Origin of the sequence: Streptomyces sp. NPDC126499, from assembly GCF_040302485.1 — a bacterium.
Taxonomy (GTDB): domain Bacteria; phylum Actinomycetota; class Actinomycetes; order Streptomycetales; family Streptomycetaceae; genus Streptomyces.
Window position 1 is genome coordinate 34,964 of record NZ_JBEOUO010000032.1, and the last position, 18,411, is coordinate 53,374.

The following is an 18,411-nucleotide window of genomic DNA, read 5'->3' on the forward strand; positions in this document are numbered from 1 at the left end:
GGTGACGGGCCGCCGGAAGTATCCCGTCCGCCGGGCGACTCCCGCTACGGCGCCCTCACATGCCCCTCCTTGAGCAGCGTGAGGAAGTCCCGGAACGAGGCCGGCATGTCCACCGCGTCCGGGTCGAGCAGCCACTGGAACTGCAGCCCGTCCATCACCGCCGTGAGCAGCGGCGCCGCCCGCTCCGGGGTGAGGCCGCCGGGCAGCTCGTCGCCGAACTCGGCGCGCAGCACCTCGGCCATGTTGGCCCGTACATGGGTGTAGCGCTCGGTGAAGAAGGCACGGGCCGGGTGGTCCTCCGTGACGCTCTCGCCGAGCAGGGCGGAGAAGGTCTGGACGACGCCGGGGCGCATCGCGTTGTACTCGACGAGCGATTCCATGAGGTCGAGCCGCCAGTGCTCGCGGTCCCGGCCGCCGCTGGTGTCCCAGCGGTCGCGCTCCTCCAGGACGGCGACGAGCAGCGCCTCCTTGGTGGGGAAGTAGTGCAGCAGGCCCTGCTGGGTCAGTCCGACCCGCTCGGCCACGGCGCCGAGCGAGGCGCCCCGGTAGCCGCGCTCGGCGATCACCTCGAGGGCGGCGCGGACGATCTCCGTCCGCCGCTCCTCGCTCCTGGCCCGTGCCATCGCCCCGTCCTCCTTCCGGCTTTTCGAGGGTTTCCCGAAGGCCCCGTGAGGAGGACCGTACGGCATCCGTGGACAACGACCCCTTCAAAGGTAACGAAACGCTAACGTAACCTACCGATCTACAGGTAAGCGCGCCACCATGGCCGCACCACCCCACTTCTCACGAGGAGGTACGGCCGTGCCGGAGACGAACGCGGGCATCGACGCGGACAGCAACGCCGACGCGGTGCGGGACGAGACCCTGCGCGAACGGGCCGTCGAGGCCGCCCTCGCCAAGCTCGACCTGGACACCAAGGCCCGGCTGCTCGCCGGCCGGGACATGTGGTCGCTGCCGGCCCTGCCCGAGATCGGCCTCGCCTCCCTGGTGATGTCCGACGGCCCCATCGGCGTCCGCGGCGTCCGCTGGACCGCCGACGACCCTTCCGTCGCCCTGCCGTCCCCGACCGCACTCGCCGCCGCCTGGGACCCGGCCCTCGCCCGCCGCGCCGGCCGGCTGCTCGCCCAGGAGGCCCGCCGCAAGGGCGTCCACGTCCTCCTCGCCCCCACCGTCAACCTCCACCGCACGCCCCTCGGCGGCCGCCACTTCGAGGCCTACAGCGAGGACCCGTACCTCACCGGCGCCATCGGCACCGGCTACGTCCAGGGTGTCCAGGACGGCGGAGTCGGCACCACCGTCAAGCACTTCGTCGCCAACGACGCCGAGACGGACCGCTTCACCGTCGACAACAAGGTCGCCCCGCGCCCGCTGCGCGAGCTCTACCTCGCCCCCTTCGAGACCATCGTCAAGAACGCCCACCCCTGGGGCATCATGACCGCCTACAACCAGGTCAACGGCGTCACCATGACCGAGCACCGGTACCTCGTGAACGAGGTCCTGCGCGGCGAATGGGGCTTCGACGGCTTCAACGTCTCCGACTGGATGGCCGCCCGCTCCACCACCGGCGGCATCGAAGGCGGCCTCGACGTCGCCATGCCCGGCCCGCGGACCGTCTACGGCGAGGCCCTCGCCGCCGCCGTCCGCGCCGGAGAGGCCGAGGAGAGCACCGTCGACACGGCGGTACGGAACGTGCTCAGGCTCGCCGCCCGCGTCGGCGCCCTCGACGGCGCCCCGCCGGTCGTCACCGAACCTCCCGCCCCCCTCGACGGCGCCGCCCTCGCCCGCGAGATCGCCCGCCGCGGCTTCGTCCTCGTACGCAACGAGGACGGCGCGCTCCCGCTGAGGAACGGCACCGTCGCCCTGTCCGGCGCCGCCGCCCGCGACGCCCGCGTGCTCGGCGGCGGATCCGCCCAGGTCTTCCCCGAGCACACCGTCTCCCCGCTCGACGGCCTGACCGCCGCCCTGCCCGACGGCACGCTCACCTTCTCGGTCGGCGCCGACCCCAGCCACGAACTCGCCCCCGCGGCAACGGGATTCAGCCTGCGCGCCGTGTGCCGCGACGCCGACGGCACCCTCCTCGGCGAGGGCAGTCTGCCGAGCGGTCAGGTCCAGTGGATCGGCGACGACCTCCCGGCCGGCGTCACCCACGACGCCCTCGCCTCCATCGAGGTCACCGGCACCTTCACCCCGCGCGAGAGCGGTGAGCACTCCTTCGGCACCCGCGGCCTCGGCGCCTTCACCCTCACCGTCGCCGGGCGGACCCTCTTCGACGGCGTCCAGGCCATGGGCCCCGAGACCGACCCCTTCGAGGCCTTCTTCGGCTCGCCCGTCGAACGCGGCAAGGTCGCCCTCACCGCCGGCGAGACCGTCGAGGTCTCCCTCCTCCACACCCTCGACAAGGAGTTCGCGGCCCCGCTGCCGGCCGTCATGTTCTCCTTCGTCCACCTCGGTCCGCGCCGGGACCCCGACGAACTGATCAACGAAGCCGCCCTGGCCGCCCGCGCCGCCGACACCGCCGTCGTGGTCGTCGCCACCACCGAGCGCGTCGAGTCCGAGGGCTTCGACCGCGCGGACCTCGCCCTGCCCGGCCGCCAGGACGACCTCGTCCGCGCCGTCGCCGCCGCCAACCCGAACACCGTGGTCGTCGTCAACGCCGGCTCCCCCGTGGAGATGCCCTGGCGCGACGAGGTCGCCGCGATCCTGCTCACCTGGTTCCCCGGCCAGGAGGGCGGCGCGGCCCTCGCCGACGTCCTCACCGGCGCCGAGGAGCCCGGCGGACGGCTCCCCACCACCTGGCCGGCCGCCCTCGCCGACGCACCCGTCACCGAGGTCACCCCCACCGACGGCGAACTGGCCTACGCGGAGGGCGTGTTCATCGGCTACCGCGCATGGGACCGGGCCGGCGCCGTCCCCGCGTACCCCTTCGGCCACGGCCTCGGCTACACCACCTGGTCGTACGACTCCCTCCTCGTCACCCCACGGGACCGGGGCGGGGCGTCCGCCACCGTCCGCCTCACCAACACCGGTGCGCGCACCGGCCGCGAGGTCGTCCAGATCTACCTCGCGCCCGCGCGGGACTCCGTGGAGCGCCCGGCCCGCTGGCTGGCCGGCTTCGCGAGCGTCGAGGCGGCGGCCGGCGAGACCGCCGAGATCACGGTCGAACTGCCGCGCCGCGCCTTCGAGATCTGGGACGAGGACGCGCACGACTGGACCCTCGTGGGCGGGGCGTACGAGGTCCTGGCCGCCCACTCCCTGGCCGACGCCCGCCTGTCCGCGCTCCTGGAGATCTGACGGGCCGCCGCCCCCGGGCCCGGGGGCCCCGGAGCGGAACCGGCCCGGAAGCGAATCGGCTCCGGAGTGGAACCGGCCCGGAAGCGAACCGGCCCCGGAGCGGAACCTGACACCGCTCCGGGGCCCCGGCGTCCGGCGTCCCGGGCCCGGGGGCGCTACTTCCGGGTGATCTGCCGGTACGCGATCTCCGCGAGCCGCGCCTGGCCGTCCCGGCTCGGATGGAACCAGTCCCAGGGGCTCAGCTGCGTGCCGTCGAAGGCGAAACCGAAGACCGCCCCGCCGTCGTAGCGGCAGCGGACGTCCTTCGCGCACTCCTCCCGCAGCACCCGGTTGTACGCCACCACCCGGTCCCGCACCTTCGTCCGGCGCGCCTCCGCCGCGGGCCCGAGGTTCTCCGCGTCCGCCAGCATCGAGGCGCACACGCCGAGGCGCCACACCCGAAGGCCCGCCGGACTGAGCCGGCCCGTCGCCCACAGCCGCTTCAGGTCCGGCACGCTCGACACGTACACCTGTGCCTTCGGCGCCCCCGCCCGCAGCCGGGCGAGCGCCGTCGCGAAGGAGGCCCGGAACTCCTCCACCGGCGTCATCCGCGCCGCATCGGCCCGGCAGGCGTCGTTCGCGCCCATCATGACCGTCACCAGCTCCGGCCGCCGGGCCGCCGCGGCGGCCATCTGCTCCGGCAGGTCCGCCATCCGGGCCCCGCTGCGCGCCAGGTTCCAGCTCCGCGCGGGCAGCCGCTCCGGGCCGAGCAGCCGCAGCGCGAGGCTGTTGACCGCCGGGTCCGTGCCGGTCGCCCACGACACCGAGGGGCAGTCCGCCAGGAGCTCGCAGGCGTCGAAGGCACGGGTGATGGAGTCGCCGACGGCGGCGACGGAACCGGGAGAGGCGTTCCACACCGGTGCCGGGGGCGGCGTCGGCGTCGAGGAGGGTGCGGGCTGCGCGGTTTGCTCGGCGGCCGGCCGCGTGCCGGCGGACTTTGGTCCTTGGCCGGCCGAGCAGCCGCCGGCGAGCGTCGCCGCGCACAGCAGCGCCACCGCGGCCGCGGTGGTGCGGAAACGTCGTCGCCCGCGCATCCGGGGCCCTCCTCGGCGTCCTGGCGAGTGAAAGCTTCGTGTCCACCCGCCCCTGACCGACCGTACGTCACCCCGACGCGGGCGCGGCACGGTAGCTTTTCCCCCGTCGAACCAGAGGCGCCCCCGCCGATCGGCTCCGGTAAATTACATCACGTCACATGCTGTCCCCTTTTTGGGGGTTTGCGAAGTCCCGTCTTCGTGATGTTGTTTACTGAGGCCGCTGGGAAGGCGAACCTCGTCCCACACTGGAGGTCCCGGTGACGACACGTGGAGTCCTGTACGTACACTCCGCACCGCGCGCGCTCTGCCCGCACGTCGAATGGGCGGTCGCGGGCGTCCTCGGTGCGAGGGTCCAGCTCGACTGGATCCGGCAGCCGGCGTCCCCCGGGACCTGGAGAGCGGAGTTCTCCTGGCAGGGAGAGACCGGCACCGCCTCCAAGCTCGCCTCCGCCCTGCGCGGCTGGCAGATGCTCCGCTTCGAGGTCACCGCCGAGCCCTGCCCCACCGCGGAGGGCGAGCGCTACAGCGCCACGCCCGAACTCGGCATCTTCCACGCCGTCACCGGCATCCACGGCGACATCCTCATCCCCGAGGACCGGCTGCGCGCGGCCCTCGCCCGCGCCGCCCAGGGCGAGACCGTCCTGGAGGCCGAGATCGCCCGGCTCCTCGGCAAGCCCTGGGACGACGAGCTGGAGCCCTTCCGCTACGCGGGCGAGGGCGCTCCGGTGCGGTGGCTCCACCAGGTGGTCTAGATTCCCCGCCGGGGCCCGCAGGGGGCGGGCCCGGGCGGGGGTGTGGGATGGGTGTACGCACGGCGGCCGGGACGGCCGCCGTTCTGCTGTCCGGGGCGGCCTTCGGGGCGGCGGCGGTGCTGCTCGGCGGCTCCGTGGTGCGGGGCCTCGGCGAGATGCGGTACGAGTGCACCGGCAGCCTGCCGGACGCCACGGTGTGGTGGTGGCTGCTCACCGGCGCGGCCCTGCTGACCGCGGGCCGGCTCGCGTACGTCCGGGGCACGGCCGCGGGTAGGACCGGGCCCCGGGAGGCGAGCGGTCCCGAGCCCGACGACCCGAAGGTCCCGGGCACGGCCGCGGGGAGGACCGGGCCCCGGGAGGCGAGCGGTCCCGAGCCCGACGACCCGAAGGTCCCGGGCCGGGGGCACCGCCTCGGTGCCGGTGGGCGGGCCGCCCTCGTCCTCGCCGTCTGCCTCGGCCTTCTGGGCGGCGCCTGGGGCGTGGGCTGGTGGCCCGAAGGCGACGAGGACCGGGCCGGCTCAGATACCGGCGACACCGGACGCGAGGCCCCCACCGCGCCCGCCCGCCCCGCCGTCGCCTGGAAGGCGCCGGCGGGAGGCGACGACCGGGGCCCCGGCGCCTGGGGCCTCGGCGACGCCGTCGTCCACGGCCGCATCGACGGCCTCACCGCCTACGGCGCCCGCGACGGCCGACCGCGCTGGAACGTTCCCGCGCCCGCCCGCGAGGCCGTCTGCGCCATGAGCCCGCGCGCCGAACGGAACGTCGGCCTCATCGCGTACGGCCGCCATGACCGGCCCTGTGCCACCCTCGTCGCCGCTCACACCGGCACCGGCACGGTGCTGTGGCAGCGGTCCGTTCTCAGCGGGCGGGAACACCGAAGGCCCCCTGCCGAGACGTTCCGGCAGGGGGCCTTCGGGCGTACGGGACGGTGGATCAGACCGTACGGAAGGCGAGCACCACGTTGTGGCCGCCGAAGCCGAAGCTGTTGTTGATCGCGGCGATCGTGCCCTGCGGCAGCTCGCGCGGCGCGTCCCGGACGATGTCCGCGTCCACGTCGGGGTCCAGGTCGTCGACGTTGATGGTCGGCGGGGCCAGCCGGTGGTGCAGCGCCAGGACCGTCGCGACGGTCTCGATGCCGCCCGCACCGCCCAGGAGGTGACCCGTCATCGACTTCGTCGCGGAGACCGCCACGTGGTCCAGGTCGTCGCCCAGGACCTTGCGCAGCGCCTTGATCTCGGCGACGTCGCCCTGCGGGGTCGAGGTGGCGTGGGCGTTGAGGTGGACGACCTCGGCCGGCTTCAGGTCCGTCGCGTCGAGCAGGTTCTGCAGCGCCGCGGCGATGCCCCGGCCGGTCGGCTCGGGCTGCGCGATGTGGTGGCTGTCGGCCGACAGGCCCTGCCCCAGCACCTCGCAGTAGATCCGCGCGCCGCGCGCCTTCGCGTGCTCCTCGGACTCGATCACGACCACGCCGGCGCCCTCGCCCAGGACGAAGCCGTCACGGGCCTTGTCGTAGGGGCGCGAGGCCTTCTCGGGCTCGTCGTTGCTCTTGGACATCGCCATCATGTTGGCGAAGGCCGCGATCGGCAGCGGGTGGATCGCCGCCTCGGTGCCGCCCGCGACGACCACGTCGGCACGGCCGGTACGGATCATCTCGACGGCGTAGCCGATGGCCTCGGCACCCGACGCGCACGCCGAGACCGGGGTGTGCACGCCCGCACGGGCGTTCACCTCCAGGCCCACGTTGGCGGAGGGGCTGTTGGGCATCAGCATCGGCACGGTGTGCGGGGAGACCCGGCGGACACCGGACTCCTTCAGCACGTCGTACTGGTCGAGCAGGGTGGTGACACCGCCGATGCCGGAGGCGATGACGGAGCCGAGCCGCTCGGGCACGACCTCGCCTTCCTCGCCGGCCGGGGCGGTGAAGCCCGCGTCGGCCCACGCCTCGCGGGCCGCGATCAGCGCGAACTGCGCCGAACGGTCCAGCTTGCGGGCCAGCGGGCGGGGCAGTACCTCGGAGGGGTCCACCGCGGCGCGCGCGGCGATCCGGACGGGCAGCTCCTCGAAGCGCTCGCCCTCCAGGGGCTTGACGCCGGAGCGTCCCGCGATCAGACCCTCCCAGGTCGATGCGGAGTCGCCACCCAGCGGAGTGGTTGCGCCGATACCGGTGACGACCACGGTGCGATTGGTCGAGCTCACAGGAATTCGTTCTCCATGTGTGTGATGGTCGAAAAACGGCGCCACCGCTGGGTGGCGGACCGGGTCAGCAAGGACCGAATCAGTCCTGGTGCTTCAGGATGTAGTCGGTCGCGTCGCCGACGGTCTTGAGGTTCTTGACGTCCTCGTCCGGGATCTTGACGTCGAAGCGCTCTTCGGCGGCCACGACGACCTCGACCATGGACAGGGAGTCGACGTCCAGGTCGTCGGTGAAGGACTTGTCCAGCTCGACGTCCTCGACCGGAATGCCGGCGATCTCGTTCACGATCTCGGCGAGACCCTTGACGATCTCTTCCTGGGTGAAGGCCATGGTGGCGCTCCTTCTGTGTGTGCTGAGGAAAAAGGGCTTCCGGAAGATCCGGTGTGCCTAGGGGAGGGTAACGACCGTCGCGGCGAAGACGAGACCCGCCCCGAAGCCGATGACGAGCGCGGTGTCGCCGCTCTTCGCCTGACCGGTCGCCAGGAGCCGCTCCATCGCGAGCGGGATCGAGGCGGCCGAGGTGTTGCCGGTGGTCTCCACGTCACGGGCGACCGTGACGTGCTCCGGCAGCTTCAGCGTCTTCACCATCGAGTCGATGATCCGCATGTTGGCCTGGTGCGGGATGAAGACGTCCAGGTCGTCCGCCGAGATGCCGGCGGCGTCCAGGGCCTGCTGGGCGACCTTCGCCATCTCGTAGACGGCCCAGCGGAACACCGCCTGGCCCTCCTGCGTGATGGCCGGGAACTTGATCTCCCCCTGCTCGTTGAGGGGGAGCTTGGACACGTCGCCGACGTGGAACTCGTTCCACGGCACGGTCTGCTTGATGGTCTCGGACTTGTCGCCCTCCGAACCCCACACGGTGGGGCCGATGTGCGGCTCGTCCGAGGGGCCGACGACCACGGCGCCGGCGCCGTCGCCGAACAGGAAGGCCGTCGCACGGTCCTCCAGATCCGTCAGGTCGCTCAGCCGCTCCACGCCGATGACGAGGACGTACTCGGCCGAACCCTCGACGATCATGCCCTTGGCGAGGGTCAGGCCGTAGCCGAAGCCCGCGCAGCCGGCCGAGATGTCGAACGCGGCGGGCTTGCCCGCCCCGATCTTGTCGGCGATCTCGGTGGCCACGGCCGGGGTCTGCTTGAAGTGCGAGACCGTGGAGACGACGACCGCGCCGATCTGCTCGGGCGCGATCCCGGCGTCGGCGATGGCCTTGCCCGAGGCCTCCACCGACATCGCGGTGACGGTCTCCTCGGGGGACGCCCAGTGCCGGGTCGCGATCCCGGAGCGCGAACGGATCCACTCGTCGGACGAGTCGATCTTCTCCAGGATCACCTCGTTGGGCACCACACGCGTCGGGCGGTAGCCGCCGACGCCGAGGATGCGCGCGTACGGGGCACCCTTACTGGGCTTGATCTTCGCCATGCTTCTCGACACTCCTTGTCAGGCCGTGGTCGTCTCAGCGACGAGCGTGCGGGCCGCGTCGAGGTCGTCCGGGGTCTTCAGGGCCACGGTGCGGACACCGGGCAGGGCACGCTTGGCGAGGCCGGTCAGGGTGCCGCCGGGGCACACCTCGATCAGGCCGGTCACCCCGAGCTCCTTGAAGGTCTCCATGCACAGGTCCCAGCGGACCGGGTTGGCGACCTGGCCGACCAGGCGGGCGATGACCTCCGCGCCGCCGGTGACGACCTGGCCGTCCTTGTTGGACACGTAGCGCACGGCCGGGTCCGCGGGGGACAGCTCCTTGGCCGCCGCCTCCAGGGTGGCGACCGCCGGGGCCATGTGGTGCGTGTGGAACGCGCCGGCCACCTTCAGCGGGACGACCCGGCGGACGCCCTCGGGCTTGTCCTCGGCCAGGGCGGCCAACTGCTCCAGGGTGCCGGCGGCCACGATCTGGCCGGCGCCGTTGACGTTGGCCGGGGTCAGACCCAGCTTCTCGAGGTGGGGGACGACCACATCGGGTTCGCCGCCGAGCAGCGCGGACATGCCGGTCGCGGTGATCGCGGCGGCCTCGGCCATGGCCAGACCGCGGGTGCGTACGAGACGCAGCGCGGCGGTGTCGTCGAGGACGCCCGCGAACGCGGCCGCGGTGATCTCGCCGACGCTGTGGCCCGCGACGGCGCCGGGGGACACCTCGCCGAGGGCGGTGGCGGACAGCAGACCCGCGGCGACGAGCAGCGGCTGGGCCACGGCGGTGTCGCGGATCTCGTCCGCGTCCGCCTTCGTGCCGTAGTGGGCAAGGTCGAGCCCGATGGCGTCGGACCAGGCCGCGACGCGGTCGGCGGCACCGGGGAGTTCGAGCCAGGGAGTCAGGAAGCCGGGCGTCTGGGCGCCTTGGCCGGGAGCGACGAGTACGAGCACCCTCACACTCTCTCTTGTGGACGGTCCTGGACGCCCGTGGGGACAAGGACGAAGAACCGTCGGTCGAATTGTTGGTGTTCGACAAAAGTCTAGGACTGCGTCTCCGCGTCGGCCAAGCGCCCGAGGATCAGGGCGATCCGCAAGGTGAACGCGGAACGGACATCGGAGGGTGACCAGCCGGTGACATCGGTCACACGTCGAAGCCGGTAGCGCACGGTGTTGGGGTGCACGAACAGCATGCGTGCCGCGCCCTCCAGGCTGCTCGCCTGCTCCAGATAGACGCTGAGGGTCTCCAGGAGGGCCGAGCCCGCCTCCTCCAGCGGTCTGTAGATCTCCTCCACCAACTGCTCACGGGCCGAAGGGTCGGAGGCGATCGCGCGCTCCGGAAGGAGATCGTCCGCGAGGACCGGACGCGGGGCGTCCTGCCAGGCCGAGCACGCCTTGAGGCCCGCCGCGGCCGCCTGCGCGGACCGGGTCGCGGCGAGCAGGTCGGGGACGACGGGCCCGGCGACGACCGGACCGGCCGCATAGGGCCCGATCAGGGCCTTCGCCACCGCGAGCGGGTTGTCGTTGCCGCCCGCGATGACGACGAGCCGGTCGCCGAGGACACCCGTGAGGACCTGGAGCTTGGCGTGCCGGGCGGCCCGCCGGATCGCCTCCACGGTCAGCTCGCTGTCGCCGTCGGGTGCCGTGCCGAGCACCACGCACACGTTCTCCGGCGAGTTCCAGCCGAGGGCGGCGGCCCGCGAGACGGCGCCCTCGTCGGCCTCGCCCGAAAGGACCGCGTTCACCACGAGCGACTCCAGGCGGGCGTCCCAGGCGCCACGGGCCTCCGCGGCCTGCGCGTACACCTGGGCGGTGGCGAAGGCGATCTCCCGCGCGTACACGAGCAGCGCCTCGCGCAGCACGCTCTCGTCGCCCGGCGCCGCGACCTCCTCGATCGCCGACTCCATGACCTCGATGGTGGTCCGCACCATCTCCACGGTCTGCCGCAGCGTGATCGCCCGGGTCAGCTCGCGCGGAGCCGTGCCGAAGACGTCGGTGGAGATCGCCTGCGGCGTCTCCGGGTGCCGGAACCACTCGGTGAACGCGGCGATGCCGGCCTGTGCCACGAGTCCGATCCACGACCGGTTCTCGGGCGGCATCGCCCGGTACCACGGCAGCGTCTCGTCCATGCGGGCAATGGCACTGGCGGCGAGCCGGCCGGAGGACTGTTCGAGGCGCTTCAGGGTCGCGGGATGCGGGTGAGGGGCGTTCACGGGTTCAGACACGGGGACAAGACTGCCTTATCGGGACGGCCGTGTGCGGGGTCGGGGCGGTTTCGCCCGGGTCGTGACCTACCGTGATCCCGTGATACGCATCCAGCGCGCCGCCGAGCGCTACGCGGGCGGCACCCCGGAGACCGGCGAGCCCGGCATCGACACCCGGCACGCCTTCTCCTTCGGCCGGTTCTACGACCCCGACAACCTCCGCTTCGGCGCGCTGCTCGCCTGCAACGAGGAGCGCCTGGCGCCGGGCGCCGGCTTCGACGAGCACCCGCACAGCCACACCGAGATCGTCACCTGGGTCGTCGAGGGCGAGCTCACCCACCGCGACTCCACCGGCCGCGCGACGGTCGTGCGCCCCGGAGACCTCCAGCACCTCTCCTCCGCGGCGGGCGTCCGGCACGTCGAACGCAACGACGGCCCGGCCCCGCTGGTCTTCGTCCAGATGTGGCTGGCCCCCCGGGAGCCCGGCGGCACCCCGTCGTACGAGGTCGTCCGCGGCATCGCCGACGCCACCCCGTACGCGATCCCCGCCGCGGGCGCGCTGCTCCACGTCCGCCGCCTGGAACTCGGCGACCGCACCGCCCTGCCGGACGCGGACTTCCTCTACGTCCACGTGGCGCGGGGCACGGTGCGCCTCGCGGGCGAGGAGCTGGGCGAGGGCGACGCGGCCCGGGTGACGGGGGAGACGGGGCTGGTGATGCTGGCGACGGGGGACGCGGAGGTGCTGGTGTGGGAGATGGGGGGCGCTTCGGCCGGCGTCTGAGGCGGCGGATGGTGTCGGCCGGCGTCTGACGGCGGCTGCGGTGTCGGTCGGCGCCTGACGGCGGGTCCTAGGATCGCCGGCATGGCGCTGCGACCCGTCCAGGTGAACATCAAGGCCGTCGACGCCCAGGCCGTCGGCCGGTTCTGGGCCGAGGCGCTCGGCTGGACCGCGTACAGCCCGGGTGTGACCACCTACGTGGGGCCCGCCGGCGGGCTCGTGTGGCCGGATCCGGTGGGCGTCGGGGTCGATGTCGTCCCCGTGCCCGAGCGGAAGACGGCCACCAAGAACCGGATGCACCTCGATCTCGCCACCACCTCCCGGGCCCACCAGGCAGAGCTGATCGCGCGCCTGAAGGCGCTCGGCGCGACGCCCGTCGACGTGGGGCAGGGCGAGGTGCCGTGGGCGGTGCTCGCCGACGTGGAGGGCAACGAGTTCTGTGTACTGGAGCCCCGGGAGGTCTACCGGGACACCGGGCCGATCGCCGCGGTCGTCGTCGACTGCGCGGATCCCCGGGCCATGGCCCGGTTCTGGGGCGAGGCGCTGGACTGGACCGTCCGGGAGGTGACGGATCGTCAGGCGTCCTTGCGCGCCCCCGGGGACGTCGGCCCGTATCTCGAGTTCGTCCGCACGCCCGACGGGAAGACCGTGCCGGACCGCGTCCACCTCGACCTGCTGCCCGGTCCCGGTGGCGACCGGGCGGCGGAGGCGGACCGGCTGCGCGCCCTCGGTGCCGCCGATCTCGACGTCGGCCAGGGCGACGTCCCGTGGACGTGCCTGGCCGACCCCGAAGGGCACGAGTTCTGCGTCCTCTCGCGGTAACTTGGGGGGTGGCTCCCGGCACTTCGACTGCCGGGAGCCACCCTGCTCCGTGAAGGACCCGCGGAGGGAGCGGCCTCAGCAGTTCTTGCAGTTGGCGTGGCAGGCCGGGTCCTTGGCCGGCTTCGGGTACTGCCGGATGCGGTGGTGGTGCAGCCAGTTGTCGTTGTCGCCGCCGTTGGGCAGGATCACCGGCGGGATGCGGTCGCAACCGCTCGTGGTGGCCGGGTTGTTGGTGTAGGGCGCCAGCGACAGCTCGGTGAAGCGCGCCGGGCTGATGATGTGCGACCGGTCGGCCACCGGCTGGAAGATCCAGAGCTGGGAGAGCGCCGCGATCGTGCTGCTGTCCTTGTCGGGGGTCGGGTCGGGGAAGACGATGCCCTGGTTGATCGGCGCGTTCTGGGGGTTGTTCGGGTCGAAGGGGATGGCCATCACCTTCTTGGTCGAGACGTTGTGGATGCGGTAGGCCACCACCCCGTCGGTGATGAGGTACGCCTCCAGGCTCCACAGGGCGGAGGCGTCGTGGTTCAGGTCGCCGGTGAGGGGGTCCTGCTTGAGCTGCAGGTCACCGGCCTGGGCGAGGTAGCTGCCGCTCAGGCGGTGCTGGAAGACCACCGGGGTCTGCAGACAGGCGGAGGCCACGACGTCGTTCGTGGGGTCGTAATAGACCATGGAATTTCCCTTTCTCTTGCCCGAAGCGTCCATTCCGCTTCTGTCGTGGATTTTCCCGGTGGCGGGGACGGGCAACCGGGAATTCAGCGGCGCACGGATAAGTAGGGAAATTATTTCGGATTGTATGACTGGGCGGTGGTGTGCCGGGCGTGCACCGGCTCATCCGGGCCGCTGCCCGTGCGGACCTCTGCGCCTGTGCCTGTGCCCGTTCCGTAGGGGAGGAGCCCCTGCCGCGCGATTCGGTTCCGGAATCCGGCGAAGAATTTCCGTACGAAAAACCGCGACGGGCCCGGCCGATTTCCTCGGCCGGGCCCGTCGCGGAGGGAAAGGGATCTGGGCTCAGACGCCCGTCCGGCCGTCCACCAGCTCCCGCAGGATGTCCAGGTGCCCGTTGTGGCGGGCGGTCTCCTCGATGAGGTGGAGGAGGATCCAGCGCAGGTCCACGTGGAGGCCGTCGCGGACCGGCCGCCGGGCCTTGGTGTCCAGGTCGTGGTCCGCGACCAGGCGGCGCAGGCGGGCGCTCTGCTCCTCGTAGTCGGCGAGGAGCCGGGGCAGCGGGATGTCGACCGCCGTCCGCATCTCGGGGTCCGGGTCTTCGTCGGTGGCCTCCGCGAGGGGGCCCTGGAGCTCCCCGTCGAGGAACACCACGTCCAGCCACCAGTGCTCGACCCACCGCAGATGGCTGATCAGGCCGCTGATCGTCATCAGCGGCGAGCCGGGGAGCGGGGCCTTGCGGGCGTCCTCCGCGGACACGCCCTCGCACTTGGCGCGTGCCGTGGCGCGGGCGTAGTCCAGGAAGGTGGTCAGCTGCGTGCGCTCGTCCCAGGCGGGAGGCGTATCGGTGCGTTGTGTCTGCGTCTGCGTCTGCGTCTGTGTCTGAGTCTCGGTCATCGCGGCGAGTCTGCCCCCGCCCCGAGAGCCTGTCGAACGGTTATCGCAGCGCGCTCTTCGCCTGCCAGTCCGCCCACGACACGTTCCACGCCCCGTAGCCGTTGCCCTCCGCCACCGTGCCCTTCGTGTCCGCGCCCGTGATCTCGAAGGGGTCGCCCGGGCGGACCGACGCGTAGAAGGACGAGGCGTCGGCGGTGCTCATGCCGATGCAGCCCGAGCTGCGGTTCGCGTTGCCGAAGTAGCGGGCGTTCCACGGCGCCGCGTGGGCGTACATCCCCGACCAGGTCAGCCGCATCGAGTAGTCGACCATCTTGTCGTAGGCGTCGCCGAGGCCGACCGTCTCGGAGTTCATGCGGATCGTGCCCTCCTTCGCCATGAGGACGGCGGTGCCGCGCCAGGAGCGCTTGTCGCCGCCCGGGGTGCCGCCGGAGACCGGGATCGTACGGACGGTGCGGCCGTCGCGGACCACGGACAGCTTCTTCGCGTCCAGGTCGACCTTGATCACCTGGGCCTGGTCGGAGACGGTGAAGCCGGTGCGGTAGTCGCGGACGAACCAGCCGCCGCCGCCACCCGAGTCCGTGCCGTTCAGCGTCGCGTATAGGGTCACCTTGGTGCCGGGCTTCCAGTACTCCTTCGGCCGCCAGTCCGCCCGGTCCCGGCCCGAGTAGTCCGTCAGCCAGCCCCACGAGCCCTCGGTGCCGTTCGAGGTGGTCACCTTCAACTGGCGCTCCACGTCCGCCTTGTTCCGCACCGGGCGGTCGAACACGATCGACAGCGGCTGCGCGATGCCCACCGTGGTGTTCTTGCCGGGCGCCAGCGTCAGCTTGTTGACCTTCTCCGCCTCGGGCAGCGCGTGCGTCGAGCGGGCCGTCGACTCCTTGCCGCCGCTGCCGCGCGAGATCACCTCCACCGTGTACGTCGTGCCGGGCGCCGCCTTGCGGTCCGAGGTCCACGAGCCGCCGCCCGAACCCGTACGGCCCGGCAGCACGGCACCGTCCTCGTCGACGACCTTCACCCGGGCCAGGGTGCCCCCGCTCGCCGTCACCGTCAGCGGCCGGCCGGCCACCGGAGGGGCCACCGTCACCTTCGCCGGAGTGTCCGGCGAGGCGGCCGCCCGCGGCGGGGCGTCGTCCGCCGTCGCCGCCGAACAGGCGGTCAGGGACGCCGCGGTGAGCAGGAACAGGGGGATGCGTATGCGCGTCCGCAGCACGGGACAGACCTCCGCGATGGAGCCGGTGGAGCCGGAAAAGACGGGATGGATCGGACTGATGGATCGGACTGTAGGACGCCTTCACCCGCTCCCGCGCCCGCCGCGGGCCATGTGACGGCGGCTGCAGAGAAACGGTCATCGTCCGGTCACATTCTTCGCGCGGAGCGGTCAATACCGGCTGTGAGCCTGCTGTGCGCCCCACCACCGAACGGGGCGGAACAAGGAGGCTCCCGTTGTGTCAGCGCTGCTCGTGACGCCCGCACCCGCCGGCCACGGCACCCCGGCCGGCCCGCTCCGGCTCGGGCCCGTGACCCCCGAGACGTACCGCGCGTTCCTCGCCGCCCGCTCCACCGGCCCCGACGGACCGAGCTTCCTCCAACTCCCCGCCTGGGCCCAGGTGAAGGAGGGCTGGACCCACCAGCTCCTCGGCTGGGGCCCGGAAGGCGGGCGGCTCACCGGCGTCGCGCTCGTGCTGCTGCGCGCCTTCCCGAAGACACGGAAGTACTTCGCCTACCTCCCCGAAGGACCCGTCGCCGACTGGGCCGACCCCGACCTCGACGCCTGGCTCCAGCCCCTCCTCGCCCACCTGCGCGGTGCCGGAGTCTTCGCCGTACGCATGGGGCCCGGCCCCGCCTACCGCCGCTGGACCGCCGCCACCCTCAAGGCGCACACCGGCCCCGGCCGGCGCCTCGCCGACGTCCTCGCCAGCGAGGTCGACCCGCTCGGCTCCGCCGTCGCCGAACGGCTGCGCGCCCGCGGCTGGCGCAAGTGCGGCGGTGACTCCGACGACGGCGCCGACGCCCAGCCCCGCCACGTCTACCAGGTGCCGCTCACCGGCCGCAGCAGCGACGACCTGTGGTCCGGCCTCAACCAGGAGTGGCGGCGCAACATCCGCAAGGCCCGCAAGTGCGGCGTCGAGGTCGTCGTCGGCTCCGCCGCCGACCTCCCCGAGTTCCACCGCCTGCTGCGGATCACCGAGGAGCGCGACGGCTTCCGGCTCGGCCGCTCCCTCGCGTACTACGAGCGTCAGTACGCCGTCCTCAACGCCGAACAGCCCGGGCGCATGAAGCTCTACCTCGCCCGGCACGAGGGCGAGATCCTCGCCGCCCACACCATGATCACGGTGGGCCGGCGGGTCTGGTACCAGACCGGCGCCTCCGCCGACCACCGCCGCGAGGTCCGCCCCTCCAACGCCCTCCAGTGGCGCATGATGCTCGACGCGCACGCCCTTGGAGCCGACGTCTACGACCTGCGCGGGGTACCCTCCACCCTCGACCCGGACGACCGCGCCCACGGGCTGCTGCGCTGGAAGCTCGGCACCGGCGGACAGGTCGTCGAAACCCTGGGGGAGTGGGAGACACCGTTGCCCGGCACGACCAACCACACGCTGTACCGCGCCTTCCAGGCGTACCTGGCCCGTCGATGACGGCGACCGCCACCACCGACAGCACACCGCACACGAAGGCCCGGCCCTCCTCCGTGCTGCGCAGCGGCGCGCTCATGGCCGCCGGCTCGCTCGTCTCGCGCGCCACCGGCTTCGTGCGCTCCGCCGTCGTCGCCGCCGCCATCGGCACCGGGCTCGTCGCCGACGGCTACGCGCTCGGCAACTCCATCCCCACCATCGTCTACATGCTGCTGCTCGGCGGCGCGCTCAACGCCGTCTTCGTGCCCGAGCTCGTCAAGGCCGCCAAGGAACACGAGGACGGTGGCGCCGCGTACACCGACCGGCTGCTCACCGTCTGCGTGTTCGCCCTCACCGTCCTCACGGCCGCCGCCGTCCTCGCCGCCCCCGCCATCGTCGACGCCTACGCCGACTACACCGGCGCCCAGCGCGAGATGACGGTCGCCTTCGCCCGCTCCTGCCTGCCGCAGATCTTCTTCCTCGGCCTGTTCACCCTGCTCGGGCAGGTCCTCAACGCACGCGGATGGTTTGGGGCGATGACCTGGACGCCGGTCCTCAACAACCTGGTCGTCATCGCCGTCTTCGGCCTGTTCCTCATGGTCGCGGCGTCCGACGGCGGCACCCTCACACCCGGCGAGACCGCCCTCCTCGGCTGGGGCACCACCGCCGGCATCGCGCTCCAGGCCCTCGCCCTGCTCCCCTCGCTGCGGGCGGCCCGCTTCCGCTGGCGCCCCCGCCTCGACTGGCGCGGCAGCGGGCTCACCGCGCCGCTGAAGTCGGCCGGCTGGCTCGTCCTGCTGGTCCTCACCAACCAGGCCGCCTACTGGGTCACCACCAAGGTCGCCACCGCCGCCGGCCAGCGCGCCGAGGGCGCCGGACTCAGCGCGTACAACAACGCCTATCTGCTGTGGGCCGTCCCGCACGGCATCGTCACCGTCGCCCTCGTCACCGCCCTCATGCCCCGGATGAGCGGCGCCGCGGCCGAGGACGACCTCGCGGCCGTCCGCAGGGACGTCGCCTACGCCCAGCGCACCAGTGCCGCCGCCATCGTCCCCGCCGCCTGCGCCCTGTTCGCGCTCGCCGTCCCGCTGATGGCCACGGTCTTCCAGTACGGCCGCACCGACGCCGGCGCGGTCCGCTCCATGGCCTGGATCCTGATGGCCCTCGCGCCCGGCCTCGTCGCCCTCTCCGGCCAGTACGTGTGCACCCGCGCCTTCTACGCGCTGCGCGACACCCGCACCCCGTTCCTCCTCAACCTGGTCATCGCGGGCCTCAACGCCCTGCTCACCCTCTGCGCGTCCGCGTTCCTGCCGGCCCGCTGGGCCGTGACCGGCATGGCCCTCGGCTACTCGCTCGCGCTGTGGACGGGCTGGGCGCTGACGGCGTACGTGCTCGGGCGGCGGCTACGGGGGAGCGCGACGGGCCCCGAGAGCCGGGAGCGGGGCGCCGGGGCGGCGCTGCTGCGGCTGCTCGTGGCCGCCGTCCCCGCCGCCGGCCTCGGGCTCCTCACCGCCGACCTGACACTGCCCGCCACCGGCCCCGTCCCCTCCGGACTGGCCGGCGCCCTCGCGATCGTCGCCGTCTTCGCCCTCCTGGCCCGCCCCCTCGGGCTCACCGAGGTCCAGGCCCTGCTCACCGGCGCGCGCGGCCGGCTCGTACGGCGGCGCGGCGGGCCGCGTCATGGGTGACGCCCCGGCCCGCCCCACCCGCTTCCACCTTGGGAT

The 18,411-nt window shown here is 72.9% G+C and carries 17 protein-coding genes; 7 read left to right on the forward strand and 10 right to left on the reverse strand.

What is annotated here, in order from left to right; all coding sequences use genetic code 11:
* Positions 1-44: 44 nt before the first annotated feature.
* Positions 45-623 carry a TetR/AcrR family transcriptional regulator gene (locus ABTZ91_RS31640; RefSeq protein ID WP_352080663.1) on the reverse strand — a complete coding sequence of 193 codons (579 nt, stop codon included), beginning with the start codon at positions 621-623 and terminating at the stop codon, positions 45-47.
* Positions 624-762: 139 nt separating this feature from the next.
* On the opposite strand from ABTZ91_RS31640, the gene ABTZ91_RS31645 reads away from it, so the two are divergent.
* Positions 763-3,291 (forward strand): glycoside hydrolase family 3 protein, encoded by a 2,529-nt coding sequence (locus ABTZ91_RS31645; protein WP_407078068.1) that lies wholly within the window; start codon positions 763-765, stop codon positions 3,289-3,291.
* Between the two features lie 155 nt (positions 3,292-3,446).
* On the opposite strand, the gene ABTZ91_RS31650 is transcribed toward ABTZ91_RS31645, so the two are convergent.
* Complete coding sequence (locus tag ABTZ91_RS31650; protein ID WP_352080664.1) at positions 3,447-4,364, reverse strand: SGNH/GDSL hydrolase family protein; 918 nt, start codon at positions 4,362-4,364, stop codon at positions 3,447-3,449.
* A gap of 257 nt (positions 4,365-4,621) precedes the next feature.
* On the opposite strand from ABTZ91_RS31650, the gene ABTZ91_RS31655 reads away from it, so the two are divergent.
* Positions 4,622-5,116, forward strand: a complete 495-nt coding sequence (locus tag ABTZ91_RS31655) for a DUF3145 domain-containing protein (RefSeq protein WP_345488636.1) — start codon at positions 4,622-4,624, stop codon at positions 5,114-5,116.
* A gap of 47 nt (positions 5,117-5,163) precedes the next feature.
* The gene (locus ABTZ91_RS31660) at positions 5,164-6,108 is read left to right on the forward strand and encodes a hypothetical protein (protein WP_352080665.1); all 945 of its coding nucleotides are present in this window, start codon (positions 5,164-5,166) and stop codon (positions 6,106-6,108) included.
* On the opposite strand, the gene fabF is transcribed toward ABTZ91_RS31660, so the two are convergent.
* The 5 genes from fabF to fasR all read right to left on the reverse strand — a co-directional run bounded on the left by fabF (position 6,050) and on the right by fasR (position 10,936).
* Positions 6,050-7,312, reverse strand: coding sequence for a beta-ketoacyl-ACP synthase II (fabF, locus tag ABTZ91_RS31665; protein WP_352080666.1), 1,263 nt, complete (start codon positions 7,310-7,312; stop codon positions 6,050-6,052). The genes ABTZ91_RS31660 and fabF overlap by 59 nt on opposite strands.
* 79 nt (positions 7,313-7,391) lie before the next feature.
* Complete coding sequence (locus ABTZ91_RS31670; protein WP_352080667.1) at positions 7,392-7,640, reverse strand: acyl carrier protein; 249 nt, start codon at positions 7,638-7,640, stop codon at positions 7,392-7,394.
* A gap of 57 nt (positions 7,641-7,697) precedes the next feature.
* Positions 7,698-8,729: a ketoacyl-ACP synthase III gene (locus ABTZ91_RS31675; RefSeq protein ID WP_352080668.1), complete on the reverse strand. Its 1,032-nt coding sequence runs from the start codon at positions 8,727-8,729 to the stop codon at positions 7,698-7,700.
* 18 nt (positions 8,730-8,747) lie between these two features.
* The gene (locus tag ABTZ91_RS31680; protein WP_352080669.1) at positions 8,748-9,665 is read right to left on the reverse strand and encodes an ACP S-malonyltransferase; all 918 of its coding nucleotides are present in this window, start codon (positions 9,663-9,665) and stop codon (positions 8,748-8,750) included.
* A gap of 89 nt (positions 9,666-9,754) precedes the next feature.
* Entirely contained in the window at positions 9,755-10,936 is a 1,182-nt protein-coding gene (gene fasR, locus ABTZ91_RS31685) for a fatty acid biosynthesis transcriptional regulator FasR (protein WP_352080670.1), read from the reverse strand.
* Between the two features lie 79 nt (positions 10,937-11,015).
* Between fasR and ABTZ91_RS31690 the strand changes: the two genes are divergently transcribed.
* Together ABTZ91_RS31690 and ABTZ91_RS31695 are read left to right on the forward strand one after the other, a co-directional pair.
* Positions 11,016-11,696, forward strand: coding sequence for a pirin family protein (locus ABTZ91_RS31690; protein ID WP_352080671.1), 681 nt, complete (start codon positions 11,016-11,018; stop codon positions 11,694-11,696).
* Positions 11,697-11,777: 81 nt separating this feature from the next.
* Positions 11,778-12,515, forward strand: a complete 738-nt coding sequence (locus tag ABTZ91_RS31695; RefSeq protein ID WP_352080672.1) for a VOC family protein — start codon at positions 11,778-11,780, stop codon at positions 12,513-12,515.
* A gap of 75 nt (positions 12,516-12,590) precedes the next feature.
* On the opposite strand, the gene ABTZ91_RS31700 is transcribed toward ABTZ91_RS31695, so the two are convergent.
* The 3 genes from ABTZ91_RS31700 to ABTZ91_RS31710 all read right to left on the reverse strand — a co-directional run bounded on the left by ABTZ91_RS31700 (position 12,591) and on the right by ABTZ91_RS31710 (position 15,285).
* Complete coding sequence (locus ABTZ91_RS31700; protein ID WP_352080673.1) at positions 12,591-13,184, reverse strand: hypothetical protein; 594 nt, start codon at positions 13,182-13,184, stop codon at positions 12,591-12,593.
* A gap of 339 nt (positions 13,185-13,523) precedes the next feature.
* Complete coding sequence (locus ABTZ91_RS31705; RefSeq protein ID WP_352080674.1) at positions 13,524-14,075, reverse strand: DinB family protein; 552 nt, start codon at positions 14,073-14,075, stop codon at positions 13,524-13,526.
* 40 nt (positions 14,076-14,115) lie between these two features.
* Positions 14,116-15,285: an Ig-like domain-containing protein gene (locus ABTZ91_RS31710; protein WP_352080675.1), complete on the reverse strand. Its 1,170-nt coding sequence runs from the start codon at positions 15,283-15,285 to the stop codon at positions 14,116-14,118.
* Between the two features lie 235 nt (positions 15,286-15,520).
* Here ABTZ91_RS31710 and ABTZ91_RS31715 point away from each other — a divergent pair, with 235 nt between their 5' ends.
* Entirely contained in the window at positions 15,521-16,711 is a 1,191-nt protein-coding gene (locus ABTZ91_RS31715; RefSeq protein ID WP_407078069.1) for a lipid II:glycine glycyltransferase FemX, read from the forward strand.
* Positions 16,708-18,375, forward strand: a complete 1,668-nt coding sequence (gene murJ / locus ABTZ91_RS31720; RefSeq protein ID WP_352080676.1) for a murein biosynthesis integral membrane protein MurJ — start codon at positions 16,708-16,710, stop codon at positions 18,373-18,375. Before ABTZ91_RS31715 ends, murJ begins: the two co-directional genes overlap by 4 nt.
* Positions 18,376-18,411 lie beyond the last annotated feature (36 nt).

Bases quoted from the DNA above. Each gene is read 5' to 3' on its own strand.
- ABTZ91_RS31650 (WP_352080664.1), bottom strand. From the start codon at position 4,364: ATGCGCGGGCGACGACGTTTCCGCACCACCGCGGCCGCGGTGGCGCTG.
- ABTZ91_RS31700 (WP_352080673.1), bottom strand. From the start codon at position 13,184: ATGGTCTATTACGACCCCACGAACGACGTCGTGGCCTCCGCCTGTCTG.
- ABTZ91_RS31640 (WP_352080663.1), bottom strand. From the start codon at position 623: ATGGCACGGGCCAGGAGCGAGGAGCGGCGGACGGAGATCGTCCGCGCC.
- ABTZ91_RS31705 (WP_352080674.1), bottom strand. From the start codon at position 14,075: ATGACCGAGACTCAGACACAGACGCAGACGCAGACGCAGACACAACGC.
- ABTZ91_RS31695 (WP_352080672.1), top strand. From the start codon at position 11,778: ATGGCGCTGCGACCCGTCCAGGTGAACATCAAGGCCGTCGACGCCCAG.
- ABTZ91_RS31645 (WP_407078068.1), top strand. From the start codon at position 763: ATGGCCGCACCACCCCACTTCTCACGAGGAGGTACGGCCGTGCCGGAG.
- ABTZ91_RS31675 (WP_352080668.1), bottom strand. From the start codon at position 8,729: ATGGCGAAGATCAAGCCCAGTAAGGGTGCCCCGTACGCGCGCATCCTC.
- ABTZ91_RS31660 (WP_352080665.1), top strand. From the start codon at position 5,164: ATGGGTGTACGCACGGCGGCCGGGACGGCCGCCGTTCTGCTGTCCGGG.
- murJ (WP_352080676.1), top strand. From the start codon at position 16,708: ATGACGGCGACCGCCACCACCGACAGCACACCGCACACGAAGGCCCGG.
- ABTZ91_RS31670 (WP_352080667.1), bottom strand. From the start codon at position 7,640: ATGGCCTTCACCCAGGAAGAGATCGTCAAGGGTCTCGCCGAGATCGTG.